Here is a 23,639-nt window from a genome sequence, read left to right on the forward strand (position 1 = left end):
CTCCTGCAGGGGGTGGATGGGAAGGTGTCTCAGAGCGCGCTACCTGCTACCTGCTGCGGGCTGCGGGCAGCGGGCAGCGGCGTCGTAGTCGCTGTAGCGGCGCTGCTTGGCGATGTGGTCGGCCACGAACTTGGCGTCATGCCACACGCCCCAGATGAAGGACGAGCCACGGCGCGACAGCCAGGGCAGGCCCAGGAAGTAGATGCCCGGCTCGTGGCCCACGCCGCGGTGGTGGCGCGGCTTGCCGCCGGGCTCGAAGCTGTCCACCTGCAGCCAGCTGAAGTCCACCCTGTAGCCCGTGGCCCAGATGATGGAGGTGATGCCTGCGGCGGCCAGGTCGAGTTCGCGCAGCGGATGGGTCATGCACTCCGGATCGGGCAGGCGCCTGCGCGCCTCGGGCTCCTCGGGCAGGTCCAGGCCGTTGCGGCGGATGTAGTCGTCGGCCGCATCCAGCATGGCCAGGTAGTTGGCGTCGCCGTTGGCGATGTTCTCGGCCAGGTCGTCCCGGAAGCGCACCCGGCCATCGGCGAAGGACTCGGTCAGCCCCACCAGGGTGATGCCCTGGTGTCCCAGCGCGCGAAAGTCCACGGTGTGGCCCCCGCGCGCGCCGCTGACGGCAATGGTCACATGCTCGCGGCCGGGCTTGGCAATGGCCGCATCCCATTCGCCCAGCACGCCCAGCCACCAGCAGAAATCACGGCCGCGATAGGCGCGCGGCGGCCGGTCATGGGCGCCTACCGACAGGAACACCTTGCGGCCCGCGCGCTGCAGTTCATCGGCGATCTGCACGCCCGAGGAGCCTGCGCCCACCACCAGCACGGCGCCTTCGGGCAGCTGCGCGGGGCGGTGGTAGTGCGCGGAATGGATCTGCAGCAGGCTGCCATCGGCGGGTGTCGCGGGCGCAGCCGGCGCTATCGGCGGGATCACCGGCACCTGGAACGGCCCCGTGGCCGCGATCACGTTGCGGGCCTCGATCACGCCCTCGGACGTTTCCACCGTGAAGCCCGGCCGGCCCTGGTTGCGCGTGACCCGCCTGACCTCCACGCCGGTGCGCACGGGCGCCTTGATCTGGCGGACATAGTCCTCGAAGTAGTCGGCCACCTCGTCCTTGCCGGGAAAGCCGTCGCGGTCGCCCTTGAACTCCAGGCCCGGAAAGCGGTCATGCCAGGCCGGCCCGTTGGCCACCAGCGAGTCCCAGCGCCCCGTGCGCCAGGCCTGGGCGATGCGCTGGCGCTCCAGCACCAGGTGCTCTACGCCAAGCTGGCTCAGGTGTTCGCTGGCCGCAATGCCGGCCTGCCCCGCGCCGACCACGAGCGTGTTGATGGTTTGGATTTCAGCTGTCATGGTGTGGGTCTCTCAGGAAAAAAAGGCGCAGGCCGTCCCGCATCGGCGCGGTGCCGACTGCCTCGGTGTGGTCCGCAACAAAAAAGGGAAGGAGGTGAAGGCCGCCCGTGCGGCGCTACAGGTACAGGTGCTTCACCACGTCGTTGGCCAGCAGCTCGCTGGCCGTGCCCGAGGCCACCAGCTGGCCCTTGAGCAGCAGATAGCCCGTGTGGGCGATGGACAGCGCCGCCTCGGCGTTCTGCTCGATGAGCAGCACGGTGATGCCTTGGCTGTGGATGCGCTGCACCGTCTCGAAGTACTCCTCGATGAGCTTGGGCGACAGCCCCAGCGTGGGCTCGTCCATCACCACCAGGCGCGGCTCGCCCATGAGCACGCGGCCCAGCGCCACCATGGCCTGCTCGCCGCCGGACAGGGTTCCGGCCGCCTGCGTCAAGCGCTCGCCCACCCGGGGGAACAGGGCCACCACGCGCTCCAGCGCCTGGGCAAAGCCCTGCTGCGGGCGCAGCGCGTCGTGGCCGATCTTCAGGTTCTCCTGCACGGTCAGCTCGGCAAACAGGCGCCGGCCTTCGGGCACGAAGCCCACGCCCAGGCCGGCCAGGTCCTCGGTGCGCATGCGCGCCAGCGGCTGGCCCATGACGCGGATGGCGCCGTGGTGCACGGGCAGCAGGCCCGCAATCGCCTTGAAGGTGGTGGTCTTGCCCGCGCCGTTGGGGCCCAGCAGGCAGACGATGCTGTGCTCGGGCACCTGCAGCGAGACCTGGTTGAGCATGTTCACCACGCCATAGCGTGTGCTGATGGAGTCCAGTTCAAGCATGGCTGGCCTTTCTGCCCAGATAGGCTTCCTGCACGCGCGGCAGCCGGCGCACCGCCTCGAAGCTGTCGTCGCCGATCTTGCGTCCGTAGTCCAGCACCATCACGCGGTGCGGCAAGGTGGCGATGAGCCGCATGTCGTGCTCGATGATGATGAAGCCCAGCGCCGGATTGCCTTCGCGCAGGCGCTGGATGTCGGCGATCAGCGCATCGGTGTCGCGGTCGTCCATGCCGCTGGAGGGCTCGTCCAGCAGCACGATGCGGGGCTCGGCGGCCAGGGCGCGCGCAATCTCCAGGCGGCGGCGGTCGGCCTGCGGCAGGCTGCTGGCCAGCACGTTGCGGCGCTGGTGCAGGTCGCTGGACACGCTTTGCAGCAGCGCGCAGGCGCGCTCGGCGCAGCGCTTCATCTCGGCGCGCGAGACAGCCGGGCGCAGCAGCGCGGTGAGCACTCCGCAGCGGGTGCGCGCGTGCATGCCGATGATCACGTTGTCCAGCACGCTCAGCGAGCCGAACAGCCGGCTGGTCTGGAAGGTGCGCGCAATGCCGGCGCCCGCGATGTCGTGCGCGGCCATGCCCTTGAGCGAGCGGCCTTGCAGCAGCACCTCGCCCTCGGTGGGCTGGTAGATGCCGGTCAGCAGGTTCAGCAAGGTGGACTTGCCCGCGCCGTTGGGCCCGATGATGCCCAGCACCTCGCCCGCCGCCAGGTGGATGTCCACGCCCTGCACCGCCGTCAGGCCGCCGAAGCGCATGGTCAGGCCACGCCCCTCCAAAACCCGCGGGCCTGCGGGCGCGGCATGGTGGGTGGGATGGGAATCAATGCTCATGGTTGCGCACCCGTTGGGGGAAGATGCCGCGCGGGCGGATGATGAGGAAGGCGATCACCACCAGGCCGTAGAACAGGATGCGGTAGTCGGAAAACGCCCGCAGCTTCTCCGGCAGCATGGTCAGCAGGAAGGCGCCGACGATCACGCCCAGCGTGTTGTCCATGCCGCCTGCGATCACCAGCGTCATGATGGTCACGGACACCAGGAAGGTGAAGTTGTCCGGCGAGATGAAGCTCACATAGAACGCATACACCGTGCCCGCGAAGCCCGCCAGGAAGGCGTCCACCGCAAAGGCCTTGACCTTGAACCAGGTGACGTTGATGCCGCAGGCGCGCGCGGCGATCTCGTCGTCGCGCAGGGCATTCCAGGCCAGTCCCACGCGAGAGCTGTGCAGGCGCTGCGCCGAGACGATGGCCAGCCCCAGCAGGGCGACAGCCACGTAGTAGAAGTTGGCCTGGCCCGGCAGGCTGTGGCCCCACAGCGTGATGGGGTCGTTGAACGAATGGCCGAACAATGTCGGCGAAGGAATGCCCACCAGGCCGTTGGCGCCGCCCGTCCACTCCAGGTTCATCAGCAGCTGGTGCACGACGATGCCGAAGGCAATCGTCACCAGCGCCTGGTAGCTGTCGCGGGTGCGCATGGACGGCAGGCCCAGCAAAAAGCCGAAGACCGTGGCCACGGCGGCGGCCACCAGCAGGCAGATCCAGAAGCTCACGCCGAAGTGGATGGCCAGCAGGGCCGACACATAGGCGCCGATGCCGTAGGACGCGCCGGTGGCGAAGTTCGGTATGTTGGCGCTGCCCAGCTGGAAGTTCAGCGCCAGCGCCAGCACCGCGTACAGGCAGGCGATGATCATCAGGTGCATGGCGTAGCTGTCACCGCCCAGCACCCACGGAAACACCAGCGCCAGCACCACGCCCGTGCCCACGGCCAGCGGCCTGCACTGGCCGAAGGCGGCCACGATGCGGTCCTCCACCAGCGGGCGTTTCTGCACCGCGACCAGGGCCACGGCAAAGCAGGCCAGCAGCGCCAGCACCGTGATCCAGCTTTCGGCCAGCAGGAACTGGCGCAGCAGCACGGCGCCCGCCAGGGCCACGCCCAGCACGATGGCGGCCGAGCCCGCACTCCGTGGAGCCGCCTGCGGCGGCGCCTGTATCGTCGTTGTCTGCATCACACCTTCTCCATTTTCTGAACGCCGAACAGGCCGGCGGGGCGAAAGATCAGCACCAGGATCACCAGGGCGAACACGAACACCAGGCGGTACGAGGTGCCATTGGGCACATAGCCCTGCACGATGGTCTCGATGGCCGCAATCAGCAGGCTGCCGACAATGGCGCCCCCCAGCCGCCCCAGGCCGCCGACCACCGCGGCGGAAAAGCCGATCAGCCCCGCCTGCACGCCGAAGTCAAAGCGCACCACGCCCGCATAGCTGGCCAGGAAGATGCCGCCCACCGCGCCGGTAGCCGAGGCAATGAAGAAGGTGTTGCGAAACACCGGCCCCGGCGCAATGGAGAACAGCCGCGCGGTTTCGCGGTCCTGCGACACGGCGCGTATGCGCATGCCCATGGGCGTGTGGTGCAGCACATAGAGCAGCACGCCCACCAGCGCCATGGCCACCAGCACCGAGACCACGCTGATCAGGGGCAGCGGCCCGAACGGGGTGGGAACGGCCCCCTGCGCAATCGCCGGGAACGCGTGCGGATTGCTGCCCTGCGGGTACAGGTGGCGGATCAGCTCGCGGATCACGATGCCCAGAGCCACCGTGGCCACCAGCGGCATCATGGCCGGCGCATTGCGAAAGCGGCTGATCACCAGCCGGTCCAGGGCGACGCCCAGCCCTCCCACCGCCGCAATGGCCACCAGGCAGGCCAGGCCCAGCACCAGCCAGGGGGCCGAGCCGCCCAGCGCGGCGGCCAGGGCCTGCACGGCCGCCAGGGCGATGAAGGGGGCGACCATGGCCACGTCGCCATGGGAAAAGTGAATCACCTGCAGTACGCCAAACAACAGGCTGAAACCCAGGGCAAGCAGGCTGTAGATGCAGCCCAGGGTCAGCCAGTTGATGAGTTGCTGGAACAGCGCGTCATGCATCGATAGGGTTCCTCTTGTGTCGGGTTCGGCCGGGTTGGCGGGGCTTCGCTTGTCTCCATGTCACGTAACCATTGAAGCAAGAAACCGCGCAAAACCTGCGTCGCTTTTGCCGAGGCGCTGCTTCGGAAAACGCGATCCAGTCCCGGGCAGGTGCGGCGATACATTGATCCGGCGGCGTTGCCAGACAGCGCCGGCCAGCCCGCCATGCACCGTGGCGCCCCGCCGCCCCGGCCCGGGCCGCCATGGCTGCCCTTCGTCTTCACCTGAACAGGACCGACCGACCATGCAAGCCTTCACGACAACCACCGCCCTCCTGCCATCGCGCCGGCGCCTTGCCGCATCCGCCCTGGCGCTGGCCGCCGCCACGCTGGCCTGCGGCGCGGCCTGGTCCCAGTCCACCGTGAAGCTGGGCTTCATCGGCCCCGTCAGCGGCGGCAACGCACAGCAGGGCCTGGGCGCGAAGAACGGCTTCCTGCTGGCCATAGACCAGTGGAATGCCACGGCCGGCGTGCCGTTCAAGGTGGAGGGCGTGGTGCTGGACGATGCCTCCGACCCGCAGACCGGCGTGTCCGCCGCGCTCAAGCTGGTCAACGACCGCGACGTGGTGGGCGCCATCGGCCACTGGAACAGCCCCGTGGCCCTGGCCACGCTGCCGGTGTTCAACCGCGTGCAGATGCCCTTCATCGTCTGGGGCGCCATCGGCCCCAAGATCACCGACCAGAACTTCGCCAACACCACGCGCGTGACGCCCACCCTGGTCAACGAGAACAAGCCCCTGGCCACCTGGGCCGCCACGGGCCTGGGCGCAAGAAAGATCGCCATCATTGCCGACACCAGCGACTACGGCCGCGCCAACCTGGCCTCGTTCGGCAGCTTCTACAAGGCAGAAAAAGGCAGCGTGGTGGCCGAGGAAAGCTACCCCGTGGGCACCACGGATTTCCGCTCCATCCTCACCAAGATCAAGAGCCTGAACCCCGACGCGGTCTACTTCGGCGGCGTGATCACCGAGGCCGGCATCGTGCGCAAGCAGATGGCCGAGCTGGGCATGAAGCAGCCCATGCTGGGCATCAGCGGCATCTTCGATCCGCAGCTCATCCAGATCGCCGGCCCGGCTGCGGACGGCACCATCGTCGGCACGCCCAAATCGCAGACCAACCCCCGGCTGGACGCCATGAGCCGCGCCTATGCCGCCAAGGGCTATGCCGACTCCGAGAGCCCGTACACCAAGTACGCCTACGACGCCACCGGCATCCTTTTGCAATCGCTCAAGACGGCCGGCACCAAGGACCGGCAGGCCGTGGCCAAGGCCATCCGCGCCATACGCTACGACGGCGTGACCGGTACCGTGACCTTCGACGCCAACGGCCAGACGCAGGTGCCCGTGGAGCTGCAGCTGCACGAGGTCAAAGACGGCAAGTGGGCCAGCCGCTGATGATCAGGACAGGCAGCCAGTACCGCGACTCCATCCGCGATGACCGGCGGGTCTGGATGAACGGCGAGCGCGTCAAGGACGTGACCACCCACCCCATGTTCAAGCCGCTGGTGGACATCCGCGCGCGCATGTACGACCTGCAGCACGAGGCCGCGCTGCGCGACGCGCTCACCTACGACGAAGGCGACGGCGAGCGCCACCCCATCGCCCACAAGCTGCCGCTGACGCGCCAGGACTGGTGGGACAAGCGCCGCGCCACCGACCTGCTGCTGGAGGACATGGGCGGCGTGGTCATGCGCGTGGGCGACGAGAGCGTGGGCGAGATGTGGTCGCTGTTCGATGGCCAGGACGTGCTCAACGAGCTGGACCCGCGCTTTTCCGCCAACATCCGCACCCACATCCGCCGCGTGGTGCGTGGCGACCTGTTCCACGTATCGGCCAACACCGACCCCAAGGGCGACCGCTCGCGCCTGCCGCAGGACCAGGACCCCGACGTGCTGCTGCATGTGGTGAAAGAGACCGATGCAGGCGTCATCGTGCGCGGCGCCAAGTACGAGACCGCTGCCGCCTATGCCAACCAGGCCTTCACCAAGCCGGGGCTGGCGCACTGGGGCGACGCGGCGCAGTCCGAATACGCCATAGGCTTCATCTGCGACCTGGGCGCGCCCGGCCTGCGCTTCATATGCCGCCCGGGCCTGGCCGCCCGCGCATCGGCCCAGGACCATCCGTTGAGCCATCGCTTCGACGAAGTGGATGCCATCGTGGTCTTCGACGACGTGCTGGTTCCCTGGGAGAACGTGCTGTTCTACCGTCACACCCGGGCCGCCCATTTCCTGCGCGAGACGCTGCACCGCTACTCGGCCTTCACCTTCCTGCAGCGCAGCCTCAAGCTGGCCGACATGCTGATAGGCACGGCCCTGCACAACGCGCGCCAGACCGGCGTGGAGAAGCTGCAGGCCGTGCAGGACAGGCTGGCCGGCCTGGCCTGCTACCGCGAAGGCATCAACGCCCACCTCACGGCCGCCATCGCGCTGGCCGAGCGCAGCCCGGCCGGGCTGATGATGCCCAACCAGTCCCTGCTGTTCACAGGACGGTCGCTGGCCACCGGCCAGTTGCACCACATGATGAACACCGTGCGCGAACTGTGCGGCGGCCAGGTCTGCCTGACGCCGGACCACGCCAGCTTCGAGAACGAGGACACCGGCCCCTGGCTGCGCAAGTTCTACACCCTCGGCCCGCAATGGCAGGCCGACGACCGCCGCAGGCTGCTGGCCTATGCGCGCGACCTGCTCGACTCGGACCACGCCGGCCACCGGCTCAGCTTCCAGCTGTTTGCGCAATGCCCGCCCTACGCCCAGACGGCGGCCGTGTACCGGCACTTCAACTGGGATGCGCCGCTGGACTTCGTGGGCAAGTCCGCCGGCCTGACGGACCGCGTGAAGGCCACGCAGGCGCCGGCCCAGGGCGACGGTGCGGTGGCGCAATGGTTTCGCAATCACAACGCCAGCGACTGAAGGCTGCCGGGGCCCGACCGCCGCACAATGCAGGCGCCTTGCGGGAAGGGCCTCTTGCAGCGCGGTCCGCCGCTTGGTCAACTACGCGGCAGGTCACCCTGGCCGCCCTCCTCTCTCCACCTCTTGCACACCGTGCTGACACGACTGACCTTCAGACAATTGGAATACTGCGTGGCAGCGGGCGAGTTCGGCAGCATTGCCGAGGCCGCCAACCGCATCCACGTCTCACCCTCGTCCATCTCATCGGCCATCACCCAGGTGGAGGCCGAGCTGCAGGTGCCGCTGTTCGTGCGCCACCATGCGCAAGGCCTGTCCGTCACGCCCGCAGGCGCCGAGGTCCTGCGGGAAATCCGCGGCCTGCTCGACCAGGCCATGGCCTTGTACGACGTGGCCAGCAGCGCGCAAAGCCAGGTGCGCGGCCCCGTGCGCGTGGGCTGCTTCACCACGCTGGCGGCCATGGTCGCCCCCGAGCTGTGCCAGGGATTCGCGCGCGCCCACCCCAAGGCCACGGTCACCCAGATCGAGGACCACCAGGAAGGCCTGATCCACAAGCTGCGCACCGCGCAGATCGATGTCGCCATCACCTACGACCTGCTGGTGGCCGAATCGGACATCTGCTTCGAGCCGCTGGCCCAGCTGCCGCCCATGGTCATCGTCAGCGAACTCAATCCTCTGGCCAACCACCGCTCCACCACGCTGGAGGCGCTGGCCCAGCTGCCCATGGTCCTGCTGGACCTGCCCCTGAGCCGTGAATACTTCATGTCGCTGTTCCGCGAAGCTGGCGTCTCGCCCCTGATCGCGGCCCGCAGCGCCAGCCCCGACGTGGTGCGCTCCCTGGTCGCCAACGACGTGGGCTACTCCCTGGTCAACGTGCGCCCGCGCAACTCCCACGCGCTGGACGGCAAGAAGATCGTCAACCTGCACCTGAACGGCAACCACCGCCCCATGAAACTGGGCCTGGCCTGGGCCCGCGAACAAAAGCCCCGCCATGTGGTGGAAGCCTTCATGCACCGCTGCCGCAGCTTCATCTCCAATGAATACATTCCGGGGATGACGGCGCCTGGGCGCGGGGAGGCGAACTGAGCGGCGCGCAGACCGAATCAGGGAGCCCGTCAGGCCGTGCTCTTGCGCACCTCGTAATGCAGCACCGCCATGCCCTCGCCGATCTGCCGCACGGACAACAAACGCAACACCGGATGCAGCACCCGGCGCGGGAATAGCGGCTTGCCCCGGCCCAGCGTGGCCGAGCCCACGCTCAGGATCATCTCGTCCAGCAGGCCCGCGTCATAAAACTGGCCTGCCAAGTCCCCGCCCCCCATGATCCAGAGATTGCGCCCGTCGGCCGCCGCCTGCATCTGCGCATGCACGGCACGCACATCACCGCTGACAAACCGGATATCGGCACCCGGGATACCAGGCAGCGTGCGGCTGGAAAACACCCAGGCTGGCTGCGTATAGGGCCACGCAGCCCCGGTCTCCTGCGCCACCGTCTCCGCGTGGCGCAGCATCCATTCGTAGGTGGCCGACCCCATGGCCAGCGCGTCCACGCCGGCAATGAACTCCGGGTAGCCCGTGGCCTGCATGTCGCCCAGCGGGAACAGCCAGTCCAAGGAGTCGTCCTCGGTGGCCAGGAATCCGTCGAGTGAGGTGGCGGCGAAGTATTGGGTCTTCATGGGGGAGATGGTAGCCAGGCAGGCGCGACACGGCCATCCGCCCGGGGGTTGTGCGGGCCGCGCCTGGACGTCATCGTCAAATTTCTTTTGAAACCGCCTTCAGTCTTGCGGGTCTTTTTCAATTGAAACACCCAGGTCAACATCGCTCCATGCCCAGACGACTTGCGAACCGGATTTCCGCCAACGCCCCAACACCTCTACAGCTCCGCCAAGAAACCGAATGACCACCGCCTCCACGCCCCTGTTTAGCTCCCTGCAGCTCGGCCCGCTCAGCCTGCCCAACCGCATGGTGATGGCCCCCATGACGCGCAGCCGCACCAGCCAGCCAGGCGACGTGCCCAATGCATTGATGGCCACCTACTACGCACAACGCGCCAGCGCCGGCCTGATCGTCTCGGAAGCCACCCAGATCTCCCGCCAGGGCCAAGGCTACAGCTTCACCCCCGGCATCTATTCAGAGGCGCAGGTGGACGGTTGGCGCCGCGTCACGGACGCGGTGCACGCCGCCGGCGGGCGCATGGTGCTGCAGCTGTGGCACGTTGGGCGCATGTCGCATGCCAGCTTTCACGCCGATGGCCTGCCGGTCGCGCCTTCGGCGCTGTCGCCCCAAGCCCAGGTCTGGGTGGTCGGCGACGACGGTGTCGGCCGCATGGTCGACTGCCCCGTACCGCGCGCGCTGAGCGCACAGGACATCCAGGACGTGATCGGTGACTTCCGCAGGGGCGCGGCCAATGCGATGCGTGCCGGTTTCGATGGCGTGGAAATCCACGGCGGCAACGGCTACCTGATCGATCAGTTCCTGCGCACCACCTCCAACCACCGCACTGACGCCTACGGCGGCGGCATCGCCCAGCGCACGCGCTTCGCCGAAGAGGTCGCGGCCGCCGTGGCGGGCGAGGTCGGGGCCGAGCGCACCGGCATCCGCCTGGCGCCCTTCATCACGCAGCGCAACATGAACTGCCCGCAGATCATCGAGACCATCCTGCATCTGGCCAGCAAGCTCGACGAGATCGGCCTGGCCTACATCCACCTGTCCGAAGCCGATTGGGACGATGCGCCCGAGATTCCGCAGGACTTCCGCCACGCGCTGCGCCGCGCCTACCAGGGCAAGGTGATCGTTGCGGGCAAGTACGACGCGGAGCGCGCCCAAGCCGTCCTGCACGAGGGCCTGGCAGACCTCGTCGCCTTCGGCCGCCCCTTCATTGCCAACCCGGACCTGCCGGCGCGCTACGCCGCCCAGGCGCCGCTGGCCGCATTCGATCCGAAGGCCCTGTTTGGCGGCGACGCGCGCGGCTACTCGGACTACGCAGCCCTCGCCACTGCCTAAAACCCTCCTTGCTCGCCCTCCCTGCTCTCCCTCCTTGCTCTCCCCTCTTCCTCAACCTTTGAAAGCACGACCATGAAAGCCGTTGGATACCAGAAACCCCAGGCCATCAGCCAACCCGAATCGCTGATCGACATCACCCTGCCCGATCCCGTGGCCACCGGCCGCGACCTGCTGGTCGAAGTCAGGGCCGTGTCTGTCAATCCGGTGGACACCAAGGTGCGCGCCAGCGGCGCGCCCGCCGAGGGGCAAACGCACAAGGTGCTGGGCTGGGATGCCAGCGGCATCGTCAAGGCCGTGGGCCCCGAAGTCACGCTGTTCAAGCCGGGCGACCGCGTCTGGTACGCCGGCTCCATTGCGCGCCCTGGCACGAACAGCGAACTGCACCTGGTGGACGAGCGCATCGTGGGCCACGCGCCCAGGTCGCTGGACTTCGCACAGGCGGCGGCCCTGCCCCTGACCGCCATCACCGCGTGGGAGATGCTGTTCGACCGCCTGGGCATCGCACCGGGCAAGCACCCCAGCCACAAGACGCTGCTCATCATCGGCGCCTCCGGCGGCGTGGGCTCCATCCTCACGCAGCTGGCCACGCGGCTGACCAGCCTTACCGTCATCGGCACCGCATCGCGGCCCGAGACGCAGGCCTGGGTCAAGGAGCTCGGCGCCCACCACGTGATCGATCACAGCCAGCCGATTGCCGACGAACTCAAGCGCATCGGCTTTCCCACGGTGGACCTCATCGTGAGTCTCACGCAGACCGACCTGCACTTCGCACAGATCGTCGAGGCGATCGCGCCCCAGGGAAAATTCGGCCTGATCGACGATCCCGCGTCGCTGGACATCACCAAGCTCAAGCGCAAGTCGGTGTCGGTGCACTGGGAATTGATGTTCACCCGCGCCCTGTTCGGCACCGACGACATGATCGGCCAGCACCGCCTGCTCAACGAGGTTGCCGCACTGGTCGATGCCGGCCTGATCCGCACCACGCTGGCCGAGCGCTTCGGCAGCATCAATGCCGACAACCTCAAGCGCGCCCATGCCCTGATCGAGTCGGGCAAGGCGCGCGGCAAGGTGGTGCTGGAGAACTGGGGCTGAGCCATGAAGACAGAGACCATTTTCAACCTGGCCATCCTTGAAGCGAAGGCCGGCCAGCAAGACCAGCTGCGCGACGCCCTGCGCGCGCTGGTGCCATTCACCCGGCAAGAGGCCGGATGCCTGGACTACACGCTGTTCGAGCTGGCGGACAAACCCGGCACCTTCTACATGCGGGAGTCATTCAGGGACCAGGCAGCGCTGGATGCGCACTTCAGCATGCCGTACTTCAAGGCGTTCGAGAAACGCTTCGACGAACTGCTGGCACGCCCACTGCAACTGGTGGGCCTGAAGAAAGTGCACTGACGCGCGGTACGGGTCCGGGCGGTACACATCCGGGCGGTACGGACCCGGCCGACGACTAGCGCGCGGCTGCAACGCGCCGCCCCCACGCTGGCGGCAGCGTGGGGGTTGCCGCCGACAGCTCGTCCCATACGTACTGGGCGGCAAAGCCGTGGTGACGGCTGCGTGAGCGCACCAGGCAGGCTTGCCGGCCCAGATTTCTTTCGGCCAACGGGACTGCGTCCTGCACGTCCAGGCTCATTGCCGCGGCACCGTTGAGCAGCGCGACCATGCCGTTTTCACGGGCGGCATGCACCAGGTCCTCCAGCGTATCGGACTCCAGATGCACGCCCGGCTTCAGCCCCTGCGCCGCAAAGGCGTTGTCGAGCTGGCGCCGCATTGCGTATTCGCTTGGCAGCAAGGCCAGGGGGTGGTTCGCGACCTCGCTGAGCTCCAGCAGGCGTCGCCGCCGGCGGGGCTTCAATCCGACGGCCACCACCGGCTCGTCGAAACAGGCCAGGATCTCCAGATCGGCATGCGGCTCCGGGTCGAAGCTGACGGCAAGATCGAAATCGCCGCGCAACACGCCCTCCACCAAGGCCTGTGCGGTGCGCCTGCGCAGTGCGATCGCCAGCTGCGGCCACTGCGCCTGGGCCCTGCGCACGACGGGCAGTACCCAGCATCCCGCGTAGGACTGCACCAGGCCGATGCGCACCAGGCCCGCCACGGTGCTCGCACGCGCCTGCACGTCGCGCAGCGCCGCCTGCAGCTCACTGAGGCAGGCCGAGACCCGGCGGTCGAGCTCATGTCCGGAGGCCGTGGCAACGGCGCGCCCGCTCGCACGGTCGAACAGATGCACGTCCAGGGTCGATTCCAGCAAGGCGATCTGCTCCGACAGCGCCGCCTGCGAGATCGAGGCATCGCGCGATGCCGCACTGAAGCTGTGCGCCCGCATCGCCGACACGAAGTAGCGCAACTGGCGCAATGAGACGAGATCGAGGGGGTCGCGGCTGCGTGCGGACATGGCCATCGGATTATCCGATAGGCGCGGCCAGAAAATGCGAATTGCGAAGAAACAAGGGCCTGCCGACACTACGGCCACGAGACAACTCTGGTCACGAGAGCACCGATGAAACGACGCAACTTCCTTCAGTACGCCAGCACGGCGACGGCCATTTCAGCCTTGGGCGCAAGCCCCTCGGCGCGCGCGCAGGCATTCCCTTCCAAGCCCATCCGCATCATCTGCCCCTATCCGGCAGGTGCGACCACCGATGCCGTCTCCCGCCTGATGGCGAATGCCTTGCAGTCGGACAGCGGCAGCACGGTGATCGTCGACAACCGCAGCGGTGCGGGCGGCAACATCGGCACGGAGGCGGCAGCACGCGCAGAGGCCGACGGCTACACGCTGCTGCTGGGCGCACTCGGCCCCATGGCCGCGAACCCGGCGCTGTACTCCAGGCTCAACTTCGATCCGGCCAAGGACTTCACACCGCTGGCATGGGCCGCCTCGGTGCCCTTGATCTGGGCCGTGCATCCCTCCTTCTCGGCGGCCACGGCCAAGGAGGCGCTCGAATGGCTGCGCAAGAACCCGGGCAAGTTCTCCTACGCATCCGCCGGCAACGGCACGCCGCAGCACCTGGCGGGAGAACTCGTCAAGCGCCAGACCGGCACCTCGATCCTGCACATTCCCTATCGGGGCTCCGCGCCCGCACTCAACGACGTGCTGGGCGGCACGGTGCAGATGGTGTTCGAAGCCACACCGGCCATCCTGCAGCATGTGCAAAGCGGGCGCCTCAAGGCGCTGGCGGTGACGTCCGCCAGTCGCATTCCTGCGCTGCCCGGCGTGCCCACGCTCAAGGAATCGGGCGTGGACGCCGAGATCAGCGGCTGGTACGGCTTCCTCGCGCCCGCTGCAATTGCGGCCGACCGCAAGGCCTGGCTGGTCAAGCACATGGGCGCGGCGCTGGCGGCCAAGGCCACGCAGGACAGGCTGGCCGAGCTCGGCTCGGTGCCCGTCGACACCTCGCCCCAGGCATTCGCACGCCTGCTGGACAGCGAGCGGGCACGCTGGCAGACGCTGATCCGCGAAGTCGGCATCAAGCTCGACTGAAGGCGCCGCCCCATGCCGCACATCGCCATCGAGGTATCGCCATCCTTGCTCCCGTCGATCCAGTGGGAGCCAGTCCTGCACGCCATGCACCTTGCGCTGGCCGAGCGCGGATGGGCACTGCTCGCGGACCTGAAGTCGCGCGTGGCACCCATCGCCGTCGGACTGTGCGGCGACGACCCCCACGCGCAGCAACTCATCGCCACCCTGACGCTGACCAACCCGCGCCCCCCGCAGATGTGCTCGGCCATGGCCGAGGTCGTGCTCGGGCATCTCTCGCGCGCGATCGGTGCGCACCCGGAGTCAGCGGCGTGGGTGCAGTGCTGCGTGTTCCTGCAGGAGCACCCGAAGTCGCACTACCTCAAGCGGCAATGGAACGCGCCGCCGCCCGCTCCCCCAATTCCATGACAACGGGAAAAGCGCCATGTGTTGCGACTGGCGACTGGCGACTGGCGGCTGGCCGCTGACCGCGCGCTGCCGGCTCAGGCCGCCAGGCCTGCGGCCAGCTGCCGCACGGTCCGGGCACTGGCGCCCTTGCCGGTGATGGCCACCGCCGGAGGGTGGGCCAGCATGCGCTCGAAGACCTTGCGCACCTCCTCGGCACCTATGCCATCGATCATCGCCAGCGTTTCGGCCACGGACGTCACGCTGCCATGGGCAAAGAGGTCCTCGACAGCCCGCTCCATGGTGGCGTAGGTCCGCTCGCCCGCACGCACCCGCGAGACCGCCAGCTGGTTCTTGGCCCGTTCCAGATGCACGGGGTCGATGCCGGCCGCCTGGGCGCGCAGCAGGCCGCCTGTCGCTGCCACCAGCGCTTCGAGCTTGTCCGGCGTCGTGACCGCATGCACGATGAAGTTGGCCCAGACGTCACCGCCCTCCATCGCCGCATAGGCCGTATAGGCCAGTCCGAGCCGTTCGCGCACGGTATCGACCAGGGGCGACGACATCCCCTCGCCCAGCAGATGGGCCGCCAGCGAGGCCACGAGACGCGCACGCTGCGGATGCTCGCCCTGCAACTGCTCGAACACCAGGGGATAGGCCAGGTTCACGAACACCTGGGACACCTGCGTGAAGCGTTGCGCCAGGGCCTGCCCCACATACTTTGCGGGCTGAGGGGGCAGCGCCACAGCGGGATCGGCCGAAGCAGGCATGCCGGCGAACAGCTGCGCCGCCTGCTCCAGCCAGGCCGGCACATCGAAGTTTCCGGCCGCAACGACGACGGTCTTTTCTCCCACGTAATGGGACTGCACATGGCGCACCAGATCCTGCCGGGTGAAGCCTTCGATATTGGCCACCGTGCCAATCACCGGCATGCCCATGGGGTCGTCGCCCCAGATGGCGCGGTCCAGCAGATCGCCAGCGCTGTCCTCCGGGTCCTCTTCGTACTCGATGGCCTCCTGCCGGATCACCTGCAGCTCCCTTTGCAATTCATGCTCGGGAAACACGCTGTTCAGGACGATGTCCGCAATCATTCCCAGCAAGGCCTGCGCATGCCAGCCCAGGCCGGTCATGAAATAGCCGGTGATGTCCTTGCCGGTGAAGGCGTTGACCTCCGCGCCCAGCCGCTCCGCATCCAGGTTGATCTCCTGCACGGAACGCGTATGCGTGCCCTTGAACGCCATGTGTTCCAGCACATGGCTGATGCCGTTGCTGGTGGAGGTCTCGTCGCGGGAGCCCACGCGCAGGAACACACCCACGCTAACGCTCTGCAAATGCGGCATGGGCAGCGCCAGCAGCCGCACTCCATTCGCAAGAGTGCGCAAGGCCATGGCAGGCCGCTCCAGTTCGGTTGCCGCCAGGGGCTTTTCTTGAATCATGGGCTATTGTCGTCGCGCTCCAGAGGATGCGCAGGGCAGGCCTCTTCAGCCCTCTTTCATGTGCCTGTGATCAAAGCTGCGGGGAGCTCTGGCTCGGCCGCCCTGCGCGTTACCCGACCAGGCGCCGGAACGACGCCCGAAAATCGATGGGCTCCAGGTGCAGCTGGTCCGCCAGCGGCCCGTTCAGGATGTAGAGCCTTGGTTCCTCCCGGAACTGAAAAACCCGGTAGAGATGGAAGGCATCCCCGGCCTCTGCTGCGAAATCCAGTTCGTTGCGGCTGATGATGAAGGACGAGGCATACCCGCCATTGGTGGTCTTGACCTCGATGAAGCGATGCATGCCGGGCCGCTCATGCGAGAGGATGTCGTAGCCGCTCCCGTCTCCGAGCCGATCCGAGACCCAGTCCAGCTGCTGGAAAAGCTCCGGATACCCGGCATGGGCAAGTCGCCGCTGCTCGAATCCGATGACCCACTGCTCTCCGGCACGGCCAAGATGCCGGTTGGCTTCATCACGCTGGGCCCAGTTCGTCTTGCGTGGAAATCTGACCTTGGCGCCGTCTTTCGCCAACTGCGCCACTGTCTCCAGCGCAGGCGGTTCAACCAGGCAGGCATGAAAACTCTGCTCATCAGACGTCTTGACCTCCTCCATCGCATCCACCACGCGGGAAACCAGGCCCGGTTGATTCAGGACGAACTGCTGCACCGCCTGACGCAACAGAAGCTGAGCGTTGCTCCGGGGCTTGTAGCCGCGGATGAAGGGCAGCTCCAGGTCATGCAGGACGGCGCTGATGTTCTGGAACTTCAGCTCCACCGATCCCTTGCTGCGCCCACGCAGCCGCTGGCGCAACTGCGCATTGAATTCGGTCTTGGTGTAGCGCTGCTGCTCGGCCTCCAGCAAAAGCATCTCGAAATATGACGCGACCGTGGCCTGCACCTCATCGAAGGTCCAGTCTTCACCAATGCGCACGACATCGAAGCCCAGATGCTGCAATCGAGGAACGACGGTGGTCTCTCCTCCGGAAAAATCGGTCGGCTTGAGCGGGCCCTCCTGCGGGAACTGATGGCCGAACGCAGCTCCGACGATGGCCTTGGAGTCGCATAGCTGCCCGGTTCTTGCATTGCGAACCAAGAAATCGCGCGATTTTCCAAATCCGTATCGCTTCAGGAATGCCGTCCGACCAAGGCGTGAAAACTCGTCCAACGCCGCCTGAACGGCCGCAGGACTTTGAAGGCGAGAGAGTTCAACAGCCATCAGCGTTTGGGAGAAGTATCTTCATGCGGAATCAATACCCACGGGATAGGGTCCGCAGCAGCACACAGCAAATTGCAAAGAAATAGTACTTTACGTTACAAACGCATGCTTGGTCTGGTAGCAGCCATGTCTTTCATGGGGAACACTGGACTCCGTTTGTCTGCGCGCAAGTGCTTGCACCTGGCCTGGGAATCAGGCGGCTAGTTCTTACATCCAAGCCTCGCCCAGGTTCAGAATTTTCCTAGGCACAGCGATACTTCAGGTCTCTGAGTCCTAAGAACTGCAGAATAGGTAACAATCCGTTCCGAAAGGGTCTGGATGTGGACAAAAGTCTGATTGACGTGACGGGCGCGGTACACGCGCTGAGGCGGTTTGCGCAAGAGCGGGAGTGGCAACAATTCCATTCACCCAAGAATCTGGTCATGGCTCTCTCGGGCGAGGTGGGCGAGTTGACCGAAGTCTTCCAGTGGATGACCGAGGCCGACTCTCATTCGGCCGCCTCGAATCCCAAAACCGCCTCGGCGGTACGCGACGAACTGGCCGATGTCGCCCTGTACCTCATCCGCTTGGCGGATGTGCTGGACGTGGACCTCAATGCAGCCATCGCCAGCAAGCTGGCTTCCAACGCCGCCAAATACCCTGTCGAGGCGTCGCGCGGCGTCAGCACCAAATACGACCAGCTGCCTGAGCCATGATCGTTTATCAGGCCGAGAAGACACAATTCCTGCTCGACTACGACGAACGCGATATTGAAGACGTCATCTACGCGAAGTACCAGGCAGCGACTCACCGCAAAGTAGCCAAGGCGGAGATCCGATCATGGCGCGAGTCGCTGGGCTACATTGCCCGCCTTCTGCGTGACCCGGAAATCGCACCCGACATCGGGGTCGCTGTCGAATTCATCCTGCCGCAATCGTCAAAACGCATCGATGTCATTCTTGCCGGACATGCCGACGACGGCTCTCGACGGCTGGTGGTGGTCGAACTCAAGCAATGGTCATCGGTCGGCGCCACCGACCGCGATGCCATCGTGCTTTTGCGCGGTGGAATGCGCCCTGACCAGGCACGCATTCACCCCAGCTACCAGGCGTGGTCGTACACGGCATTTCTGGAGGGGTTCAACGAGGCCATCTATGACGGCGGGCTGCAGCTGAAGCCTTGCGCCTACCTGCACAACTATGCCGCCGATGGCATCATCGACTCCCCCCAGTACCAGGCCTATATCGAGCGGGCACCTTTGTTCCTGAAAGGCGATGAAGACCGCAAGAAACTCCGCGAGTTCATCAAACAGCACATCCGGCATGGCCGAGGCCGCCAGGTGCTGTTCGATCTTGAACGAGGAAGGATGCGGCCATCCAAAGCGCTGGCGGATGTGGTCGGCAAGCTGCTGAAGGGCAACAGCGAGTTCGCGCTGATAGACGACCAGAAGGAAGTGTTCGAGGCTGCGAAGGCTGCATGCCGCCAGGCCAGCGCCAGCGGCAGGCCTCGCGTCTTGATCATTGAGGGCGGTCCTGGAACCGGCAAGTCGGTGATCGCCGTCAACCTGCTTGCGGCTCTGCGCGAAGGCTTGACCGTCAAATACATTTCCAAGAACGCTGCCCCACGCGCTGTCTATAGCGACAAGCTGATACAGACGCGCGACAACGCACATCTGGTCAATCTTTTCGGCGGATCAGGCTCCTTCACGGAAACCGTGCAGGATGCCTTTGATGTCTTGGTCGTGGACGAAGCACATCGCCTAACCGAAAAAAGCGGCTTCTATGGGAATCTGGGCACCCATCAGGTCAAGGAGCTGATAGAAGCCGCCAAATGCAGCATCTTCTTCATCGACGAAGACCAGCGCGTGACTCTCAAGGATGTAGGTTCCAAGGAGGTCATCCGCAAGTTTGCAGCCGGGCGGAATGCTGAGGTAGAGGAATATTCGCTGACTTCCCAATTTCGATGCGCCGGCTCCGACGGCTACCTGGCCTGGGTAGACCATACGTTGCAGATCCGAGCTACCGCCAACCCTAGCCTTGCAGATATTCCGTTTGACTTTCAGGTGTTTGACGACCCCTCGGATCTGCACAATGCCGTCGAGACGAAGAACACCAACAACCGGGCACGCGTTGTGGCTGGTTACTGCTGGCCATGGAACAGCAAGAAGGATCCCAAGCTTATGGACGTAGTCATCGGAGACTACGAGCGCCAATGGAATCTGGACCAGGACGGCAGCCTCTGGATCGTGGCACCGAACTCTGTGGCACAGGTCGGCTGCATACACACCTGCCAGGGGCTGGAAGTGGACTATGTGGGAGTCATCATCGGGCCAGACCTGACCATCATGGGTGACACGCTAGTGACAGTGCCCCGAGCGAGGGACAGACATGACAAGACCATGAAGGGATTCGTGAAGATGACCAAGGAGCAGCCTGCCGAGGCCGCACGGCTGGCGGACAGCATCATCAAGAACACCTATCGCACCTTGATGACCCGTGGCATGAAGGGGTGCTATGTGTATGCCACGGATGCGAAGCTGAGGGCATACCTGCGCCAGCATTCGGCCGTTCCAGCATCCCACTGAACAATGGCAAGCGGGCAGAAAAAAAGCCCGCATTGATGCGGGCTTGAGGTGGAAACACTGCCAGACAGTTCCAGCAGTTTCCTATTGCGCAATCATTCCCACTCGATCGTCGCCGGCGGCTTGGTCGAAACGTCGTAGGTCACGCGGTTGATGCCGCGCACTTCGTTGATGATCCGGCCAGACACCTTCTTGAGCAGGCCGTACGGCAGCTCGGCCCAGTCGGCGGTCATGAAGTCGCTGGTCTGCACGGCGCGCAGGGCCACGACGTAGTCGTAGGTGCGGCCGTCGCCCATGACGCCCACGCTCTTAACGGGCAGGAAGACGGTGAAGGCCTGGCTGGTGAGGTCGTACCAGTTCTTGCCGGTGGCTTCGTCGGTCCAGTTGCGCAGTTCCTCGATGAAGATGGCGTCGGCGCGGCGCAGCAGGTCGGCGTATTCCTTCTTGACTTCACCCAGGATGCGAACGCCCAGGCCCGGGCCGGGGAAGGGGTGGCGGTAAACCATTTCACGCGGCAGACCCAGGGCCACGCCGAGTTCGCGCACTTCGTCCTTGAACAGGTCGCGCAGGGGCTCGAGCAGCTTCAGGCCGAGCTGCTCGGGCAGGCCGCCGACGTTGTGGTGGCTCTTGATGGTGACGGCCTTCTTGCTCTTGGCGCCGCCCGACTCGATGACGTCGGGGTAGATGGTGCCCTGGGCCAGGAAGGTGGCGCCCTTGTGGCCACCGTCGCCAGCTTTCAGCTTGGCGGCCTCGGCCTTGAACACGTCCACGAACAGGCCGCCGATGATCTTGCGCTTGGCCTCGGGTTCGCTGACGCCGGCCAGCTTGCCCAGGAACAGGTCGCTGGCGTCCACGCGGATGACCTTGGCGTGCAGCTTGCCTTCGAACATTTCCATGACCATGTCGCCTTCGTTCAGGCGCAGCAGGCCGTGGTCCACGAAGACGCAGGTCAGCTGGTCGCCGATGGCGCGGTGGATCAGGGCTGCAGCCACGGACGAATCCACGCCGCCCGACAGGCCGAGGATGACTTCCTCGTCGCCCACCTGCTCGCGAATTTTGGCGACGGCTTCCTCAATGTAGTCGCCCATGATCCAGTCGGCATTCGCCGCGCAGATCTCGCGCACGAAGCGGTTGAGCAGGGCCGCGCCCTGCACGGTGTGCGTGACTTCGGGGTGGAACTGGACGGCGTAGAAGCGGCGCGCCTCGTCGGCCATGCCGGCGATGGGGCAGGACGGCGTGGAGGCCATGACCTTGAAGCCCGGGGGCAGCTCGGTGACCTTGTCGCCGTGGCTCATCCAGACCTTGAGCATGCCGTGGCCATCGGCCGTGGCGAAGTCCTCGATGCCCTTGAGCAGTTCGGTGTGGCCATGGGCGCGCACTTCGGCGTAGCCGAATTCGCGGGTGTGCGAGCCTTCGACCTTGCCGCCCAGCTGGGTGGCCATGGTCTGCATGCCGTAGCAGATGCCCAGCACGGGAATGCCCAGCTCGAACACGGCGTCGGGGGCGCGGTCGTCCACTTCGTAGACGCTGGCGTGGCTGCCCGACAGGATCACGCCCTTGAGGCGGCCGTCGGCGGCGAATTCGCGCACCCAGTCGCTGCTCACGTCGCAGGGGTGGACTTCGCAGTAGACATGGGCTTCGCGCACGCGGCGGGCGATCAGCTGGGTGACTTGGGAGCCGAAGTCAAGAATGAGGATCTTGTCGTGTTGCATGGTCATCTCAGGCAAAGGTGATGGGAGGGGATCAGAAATCTTCAGGGGCCAGCAGCGCCAGCCCGCGCTTGCGGGCGGCGGCGGCCTGGGCCGCATCAAAGGTGGCCAGCGGCAGGCGCAGCGACTGCGCCAGCCACAGGTAGGCCGCGTCATAGACCGGCAGGCGGGTGTCCAGCGCCACGTCGAGCACGGCCTTGTGCTGGGCGGGCGCCAGCTCGTGCAGCTCCACGCGGTGGCGGATGGCCTCGAGCACGCCCCACAGGCCTTCGACCGAGCTGTGCGGAATGCGGCCGCCGTGCACGCCCGAGGCGATCAGGTTGCCGCACTCCCACTGCCAGAGGTTGGGCGCCTGCGGGTCCACTTCATGGCGGCGGATTCGGGTGTACAGGCGCTGGGTGTGCACGCTGGCGGCATCGGGCAGCAGCCAGGCGGCGGTGACGGAGGCATCAAGCACGAAGGAGGTCATGCCTGGCTCCGGCCTGCGTGGCGCAGTCGGGTGGTGGAGTCCGGCGCCTGTGCCGACTGGGCTGGCCGCACCGTGGCCTGCAGCGCCTGCATCTGCTCCAGCTCGCGGGCGATCTGCTCGTCGGTGATGACGGGGCGGCGGCGCACCGGCAGCATGCGCACCACTTCCTTGCCGTGGCGGGTGATGCGCACTTCCTCGCCCTGCTCGACAAGTTCGATCAGGGCGGAGAAACGGGTCTTGGCTTCGTAGATGCCGACAGATTGCATGGCGGGGCTGAAAACAAAAGCAGGCCTGGTGTCCGGCCTGGCCCGAATTCTATCATTCTGGCCAGAATTTCCAAAAATTCAGACCAGAACCTTGCGGATATTCGCGGGCCTTGCCTCGGGGGGCTGTCGGTGAACGCCACTCAGCGCTGTTCGCGCACGAAGTCGACAAACCGCGCCAGCGCGGGCGACATGGCTCCGGCAGGCCAGGCCAGGCTGGTCTCGCAGACCGGCAGGGCAACGGGTTTGCTGCCTGGTCGGGCGCTGGCGAAAACCGCCTCGCGGTAGACCACGCCGGGCCTGCAGAACTGCATCACGCTGGCGGGCACCCAGGCCAGGCCGATGCCGCCCCAGACCAGGTTCACGATGGTCTGCATCTGTATTGCCTGCTGCGCGATGCGCGGCACATGTCCGTGCCGTCGGTACAGATCCGTCACCGCGTCATGGAGCGAGGGCATGATGCGGCGCGGAAAGATCACCAGCGGCTGCTCCAGCACTTCGTCGAGCATCAGCCGGTCCGCACCGGCAAGCGCATGCTGCTGAGGCAGGGCCAGCACCATGGCTTCCCGTCCCACGGCCAGGCGCTCCAGGCCGGCCGGCGCATGCCCGGGGGCATGCAGCATCAGCCCGGCATCGATCTGCCCGCGCTCGAAGGCTTCCATCTGCACATCGCTGGTGGCCTCGACCAGCTCCAGCGCCACACCGGGCGTGCCTGCAACGAAGTCCCGCACCCACAGCGGCAGCCGGGTGAAGCCGATGGTGGAGACAAAGGCCAGCCGCACGCGCCCCACTTCTCCCGCTGCCGCAGCCCGCGCAATCCCGGGCAGCGCTGCCGCCTGCGCCAGAAGCTCACGCACCTGCGGCACAAGCGCCTCGCCGGCGGGCGTCAGGGCGACATGGCGGCTCGAGCGCTCGAACAGCGCCACGTCCAGGCTGCGCTCCAGCTGGGCGATGGCCTGGGTGAGCGGCGGCTGCGTCATGTGCAGGCGCGATGCGGCGCGGCCGAAGTGCAGCTCGTCCGCCACGGCCAGGAATTGCCGCCAGACGCGCAGATCAATGGGGGGCTCATTCATATGTGC

At 66.4% G+C, this 23,639-nt stretch carries 23 protein-coding genes; 10 read left to right on the forward strand and 13 right to left on the reverse strand.

Annotation, left to right across the window (positions count from 1 at the left end):
- Nucleotides 1-39 precede the first annotated feature (39 nt).
- From INR38_RS19670 to INR38_RS19690, 5 genes are all read right to left on the reverse strand, one after another.
- On the reverse strand, nucleotides 40-1,344 hold the full coding sequence (locus INR38_RS19670; RefSeq protein ID WP_207443747.1) for an NAD(P)/FAD-dependent oxidoreductase: 1,305 nt from the start codon (nucleotides 1,342-1,344) through the stop codon (nucleotides 40-42).
- A gap of 115 nt (nucleotides 1,345-1,459) precedes the next feature.
- A complete protein-coding gene (locus tag INR38_RS19675; protein WP_013802990.1) occupies nucleotides 1,460-2,158 on the reverse strand; it encodes an ABC transporter ATP-binding protein in 699 nt (232 codons plus the stop codon).
- Nucleotides 2,151-2,978 (reverse strand): ABC transporter ATP-binding protein, encoded by an 828-nt coding sequence (locus INR38_RS19680; protein WP_088165169.1) that lies wholly within the window; start codon nucleotides 2,976-2,978, stop codon nucleotides 2,151-2,153. Before INR38_RS19680 ends, INR38_RS19675 begins: the two co-directional genes overlap by 8 nt.
- On the reverse strand, nucleotides 2,968-4,149 hold the full coding sequence (locus INR38_RS19685; RefSeq protein WP_207443748.1) for a branched-chain amino acid ABC transporter permease: 1,182 nt from the start codon (nucleotides 4,147-4,149) through the stop codon (nucleotides 2,968-2,970). The genes INR38_RS19680 and INR38_RS19685 overlap by 11 nt, the downstream gene beginning before the upstream one ends.
- Nucleotides 4,149-5,066, reverse strand: coding sequence for a branched-chain amino acid ABC transporter permease (locus tag INR38_RS19690; protein ID WP_047327224.1), 918 nt, complete (start codon nucleotides 5,064-5,066; stop codon nucleotides 4,149-4,151). Before INR38_RS19690 ends, INR38_RS19685 begins: the two co-directional genes overlap by 1 nt.
- Before the next feature lie 283 nt (nucleotides 5,067-5,349).
- Between INR38_RS19690 and INR38_RS19695 the strand changes: the two genes are divergently transcribed.
- The 3 genes from INR38_RS19695 (at nucleotide 5,350) to INR38_RS19705 (ending at nucleotide 9,095) form a co-directional block, all read left to right on the forward strand.
- Nucleotides 5,350-6,498 carry a branched-chain amino acid ABC transporter substrate-binding protein gene (locus INR38_RS19695; protein ID WP_012204869.1) on the forward strand — a complete coding sequence of 383 codons (1,149 nt, stop codon included), beginning with the start codon at nucleotides 5,350-5,352 and terminating at the stop codon, nucleotides 6,496-6,498.
- Nucleotides 6,498-8,012 (forward strand): 4-hydroxyphenylacetate 3-hydroxylase family protein, encoded by a 1,515-nt coding sequence (locus tag INR38_RS19700; protein ID WP_207443749.1) that lies wholly within the window; start codon nucleotides 6,498-6,500, stop codon nucleotides 8,010-8,012. Before INR38_RS19695 ends, INR38_RS19700 begins: the two co-directional genes overlap by 1 nt.
- Before the next feature lie 132 nt (nucleotides 8,013-8,144).
- Entirely contained in the window at nucleotides 8,145-9,095 is a 951-nt protein-coding gene (locus INR38_RS19705) for a LysR family transcriptional regulator (RefSeq protein ID WP_034398359.1), read from the forward strand.
- 29 nt (nucleotides 9,096-9,124) lie between these two features.
- On the opposite strand, the gene INR38_RS19710 is transcribed toward INR38_RS19705, so the two are convergent.
- Complete coding sequence (locus INR38_RS19710) at nucleotides 9,125-9,685, reverse strand: dihydrofolate reductase family protein (RefSeq protein ID WP_207443750.1); 561 nt, start codon at nucleotides 9,683-9,685, stop codon at nucleotides 9,125-9,127.
- A 220-nt stretch (nucleotides 9,686-9,905) separates the two neighbouring features.
- On the opposite strand from INR38_RS19710, the gene INR38_RS19715 reads away from it, so the two are divergent.
- The 3 genes from INR38_RS19715 to INR38_RS19725 all read left to right on the forward strand — a co-directional run bounded on the left by INR38_RS19715 (nucleotide 9,906) and on the right by INR38_RS19725 (nucleotide 12,407).
- On the forward strand, nucleotides 9,906-11,012 hold the full coding sequence (locus INR38_RS19715) for an alkene reductase (RefSeq protein WP_207475988.1): 1,107 nt from the start codon (nucleotides 9,906-9,908) through the stop codon (nucleotides 11,010-11,012).
- A gap of 72 nt (nucleotides 11,013-11,084) precedes the next feature.
- Nucleotides 11,085-12,104: a zinc-binding alcohol dehydrogenase family protein gene (locus INR38_RS19720; RefSeq protein WP_016448208.1), complete on the forward strand. Its 1,020-nt coding sequence runs from the start codon at nucleotides 11,085-11,087 to the stop codon at nucleotides 12,102-12,104.
- 3 nt (nucleotides 12,105-12,107) lie between these two features.
- Nucleotides 12,108-12,407 (forward strand): putative quinol monooxygenase, encoded by a 300-nt coding sequence (locus INR38_RS19725; RefSeq protein ID WP_207443752.1) that lies wholly within the window; start codon nucleotides 12,108-12,110, stop codon nucleotides 12,405-12,407.
- Between the two features lie 55 nt (nucleotides 12,408-12,462).
- Here the strand turns inward: INR38_RS19725 and INR38_RS19730 are convergent, their stop codons facing one another.
- Entirely contained in the window at nucleotides 12,463-13,407 is a 945-nt protein-coding gene (locus INR38_RS19730; RefSeq protein ID WP_232245135.1) for a LysR family transcriptional regulator, read from the reverse strand.
- A 105-nt stretch (nucleotides 13,408-13,512) separates the two neighbouring features.
- Between INR38_RS19730 and INR38_RS19735 the strand changes: the two genes are divergently transcribed.
- Together INR38_RS19735 and INR38_RS19740 are read left to right on the forward strand one after the other, a co-directional pair.
- On the forward strand, nucleotides 13,513-14,493 hold the full coding sequence (locus INR38_RS19735) for a tripartite tricarboxylate transporter substrate binding protein (RefSeq protein ID WP_207443753.1): 981 nt from the start codon (nucleotides 13,513-13,515) through the stop codon (nucleotides 14,491-14,493).
- Between the two features lie 12 nt (nucleotides 14,494-14,505).
- Nucleotides 14,506-14,898: a hypothetical protein gene (locus INR38_RS19740; protein WP_207443754.1), complete on the forward strand. Its 393-nt coding sequence runs from the start codon at nucleotides 14,506-14,508 to the stop codon at nucleotides 14,896-14,898.
- A gap of 74 nt (nucleotides 14,899-14,972) precedes the next feature.
- Here INR38_RS19740 and INR38_RS19745 read toward each other — a convergent pair whose 3' ends face one another.
- Nucleotides 14,973-16,259: a pitrilysin family protein gene (locus tag INR38_RS19745; protein WP_071957101.1), complete on the reverse strand. Its 1,287-nt coding sequence runs from the start codon at nucleotides 16,257-16,259 to the stop codon at nucleotides 14,973-14,975.
- Between the two features lie 157 nt (nucleotides 16,260-16,416).
- On the reverse strand, nucleotides 16,417-17,559 hold the full coding sequence (locus INR38_RS19750) for a DUF3883 domain-containing protein (protein WP_207443755.1): 1,143 nt from the start codon (nucleotides 17,557-17,559) through the stop codon (nucleotides 16,417-16,419).
- A 320-nt stretch (nucleotides 17,560-17,879) separates the two neighbouring features.
- On the opposite strand from INR38_RS19750, the gene INR38_RS19755 reads away from it, so the two are divergent.
- Together INR38_RS19755 and INR38_RS19760 are read left to right on the forward strand one after the other, a co-directional pair.
- A complete protein-coding gene (locus INR38_RS19755) occupies nucleotides 17,880-18,254 on the forward strand; it encodes a nucleotide pyrophosphohydrolase (protein WP_207443756.1) in 375 nt (124 codons plus the stop codon).
- A complete protein-coding gene (locus INR38_RS19760) occupies nucleotides 18,251-20,122 on the forward strand; it encodes a DUF2075 domain-containing protein (RefSeq protein WP_207443757.1) in 1,872 nt (623 codons plus the stop codon). The genes INR38_RS19755 and INR38_RS19760 overlap by 4 nt, the downstream gene beginning before the upstream one ends.
- A 92-nt stretch (nucleotides 20,123-20,214) precedes the next feature.
- Here INR38_RS19760 and guaA read toward each other — a convergent pair whose 3' ends face one another.
- From guaA to INR38_RS19780, 4 genes are all read right to left on the reverse strand, one after another.
- On the reverse strand, nucleotides 20,215-21,831 hold the full coding sequence (guaA, locus tag INR38_RS19765; RefSeq protein ID WP_013803019.1) for a glutamine-hydrolyzing GMP synthase: 1,617 nt from the start codon (nucleotides 21,829-21,831) through the stop codon (nucleotides 20,215-20,217).
- A gap of 31 nt (nucleotides 21,832-21,862) precedes the next feature.
- Nucleotides 21,863-22,297 carry a type II toxin-antitoxin system VapC family toxin gene (locus INR38_RS19770; RefSeq protein WP_012204856.1) on the reverse strand — a complete coding sequence of 145 codons (435 nt, stop codon included), beginning with the start codon at nucleotides 22,295-22,297 and terminating at the stop codon, nucleotides 21,863-21,865.
- Nucleotides 22,294-22,563: a type II toxin-antitoxin system prevent-host-death family antitoxin gene (locus tag INR38_RS19775; RefSeq protein WP_017403813.1), complete on the reverse strand. Its 270-nt coding sequence runs from the start codon at nucleotides 22,561-22,563 to the stop codon at nucleotides 22,294-22,296. The genes INR38_RS19770 and INR38_RS19775 overlap by 4 nt, the downstream gene beginning before the upstream one ends.
- Nucleotides 22,564-22,703: 140 nt before the next feature.
- Nucleotides 22,704-23,633 carry a LysR family transcriptional regulator gene (locus INR38_RS19780; RefSeq protein WP_207443758.1) on the reverse strand — a complete coding sequence of 310 codons (930 nt, stop codon included), beginning with the start codon at nucleotides 23,631-23,633 and terminating at the stop codon, nucleotides 22,704-22,706.
- Nucleotides 23,634-23,639 lie beyond the last annotated feature (6 nt).

The organism is Delftia sp. SD018, assembly GCF_017355445.1.
GTDB lineage: Bacteria > Pseudomonadota > Gammaproteobacteria > Burkholderiales > Burkholderiaceae_C > Comamonas > Comamonas acidovorans.

Excerpts from the sequence above, each read along its gene's own strand:
- INR38_RS19670 (WP_207443747.1), bottom strand. The coding sequence starts at position 1,344 with ATGACAGCTGAAATCCAAACCATCAACACGCTCGTGGTCGGCGCGGGG.
- INR38_RS19760 (WP_207443757.1), top strand. The coding sequence starts at position 18,251 with ATGATCGTTTATCAGGCCGAGAAGACACAATTCCTGCTCGACTACGAC.
- INR38_RS19680 (WP_088165169.1), bottom strand. The coding sequence starts at position 2,978 with ATGAGCATTGATTCCCATCCCACCCACCATGCCGCGCCCGCAGGCCCG.
- INR38_RS19750 (WP_207443755.1), bottom strand. The coding sequence starts at position 17,559 with ATGGCTGTTGAACTCTCTCGCCTTCAAAGTCCTGCGGCCGTTCAGGCG.
- INR38_RS19700 (WP_207443749.1), top strand. The coding sequence starts at position 6,498 with ATGATCAGGACAGGCAGCCAGTACCGCGACTCCATCCGCGATGACCGG.
- INR38_RS19770 (WP_012204856.1), bottom strand. The coding sequence starts at position 22,297 with ATGACCTCCTTCGTGCTTGATGCCTCCGTCACCGCCGCCTGGCTGCTG.
- INR38_RS19735 (WP_207443753.1), top strand. The coding sequence starts at position 13,513 with ATGAAACGACGCAACTTCCTTCAGTACGCCAGCACGGCGACGGCCATT.
- INR38_RS19730 (WP_232245135.1), bottom strand. The coding sequence starts at position 13,407 with ATGTCCGCACGCAGCCGCGACCCCCTCGATCTCGTCTCATTGCGCCAG.
- INR38_RS19780 (WP_207443758.1), bottom strand. The coding sequence starts at position 23,633 with ATGAATGAGCCCCCCATTGATCTGCGCGTCTGGCGGCAATTCCTGGCC.
- INR38_RS19710 (WP_207443750.1), bottom strand. The coding sequence starts at position 9,685 with ATGAAGACCCAATACTTCGCCGCCACCTCACTCGACGGATTCCTGGCC.
- guaA (WP_013803019.1), bottom strand. The coding sequence starts at position 21,831 with ATGCAACACGACAAGATCCTCATTCTTGACTTCGGCTCCCAAGTCACC.
- INR38_RS19685 (WP_207443748.1), bottom strand. The coding sequence starts at position 4,149 with ATGCAGACAACGACGATACAGGCGCCGCCGCAGGCGGCTCCACGGAGT.
- INR38_RS19690 (WP_047327224.1), bottom strand. The coding sequence starts at position 5,066 with ATGCATGACGCGCTGTTCCAGCAACTCATCAACTGGCTGACCCTGGGC.
- INR38_RS19715 (WP_207475988.1), top strand. The coding sequence starts at position 9,906 with ATGACCACCGCCTCCACGCCCCTGTTTAGCTCCCTGCAGCTCGGCCCG.
- INR38_RS19675 (WP_013802990.1), bottom strand. The coding sequence starts at position 2,158 with ATGCTTGAACTGGACTCCATCAGCACACGCTATGGCGTGGTGAACATG.
- INR38_RS19740 (WP_207443754.1), top strand. The coding sequence starts at position 14,506 with ATGCCGCACATCGCCATCGAGGTATCGCCATCCTTGCTCCCGTCGATC.
- INR38_RS19745 (WP_071957101.1), bottom strand. The coding sequence starts at position 16,259 with ATGGCCTTGCGCACTCTTGCGAATGGAGTGCGGCTGCTGGCGCTGCCC.
- INR38_RS19695 (WP_012204869.1), top strand. The coding sequence starts at position 5,350 with ATGCAAGCCTTCACGACAACCACCGCCCTCCTGCCATCGCGCCGGCGC.
- INR38_RS19720 (WP_016448208.1), top strand. The coding sequence starts at position 11,085 with ATGAAAGCCGTTGGATACCAGAAACCCCAGGCCATCAGCCAACCCGAA.
- INR38_RS19775 (WP_017403813.1), bottom strand. The coding sequence starts at position 22,563 with ATGCAATCTGTCGGCATCTACGAAGCCAAGACCCGTTTCTCCGCCCTG.
- INR38_RS19725 (WP_207443752.1), top strand. The coding sequence starts at position 12,108 with ATGAAGACAGAGACCATTTTCAACCTGGCCATCCTTGAAGCGAAGGCC.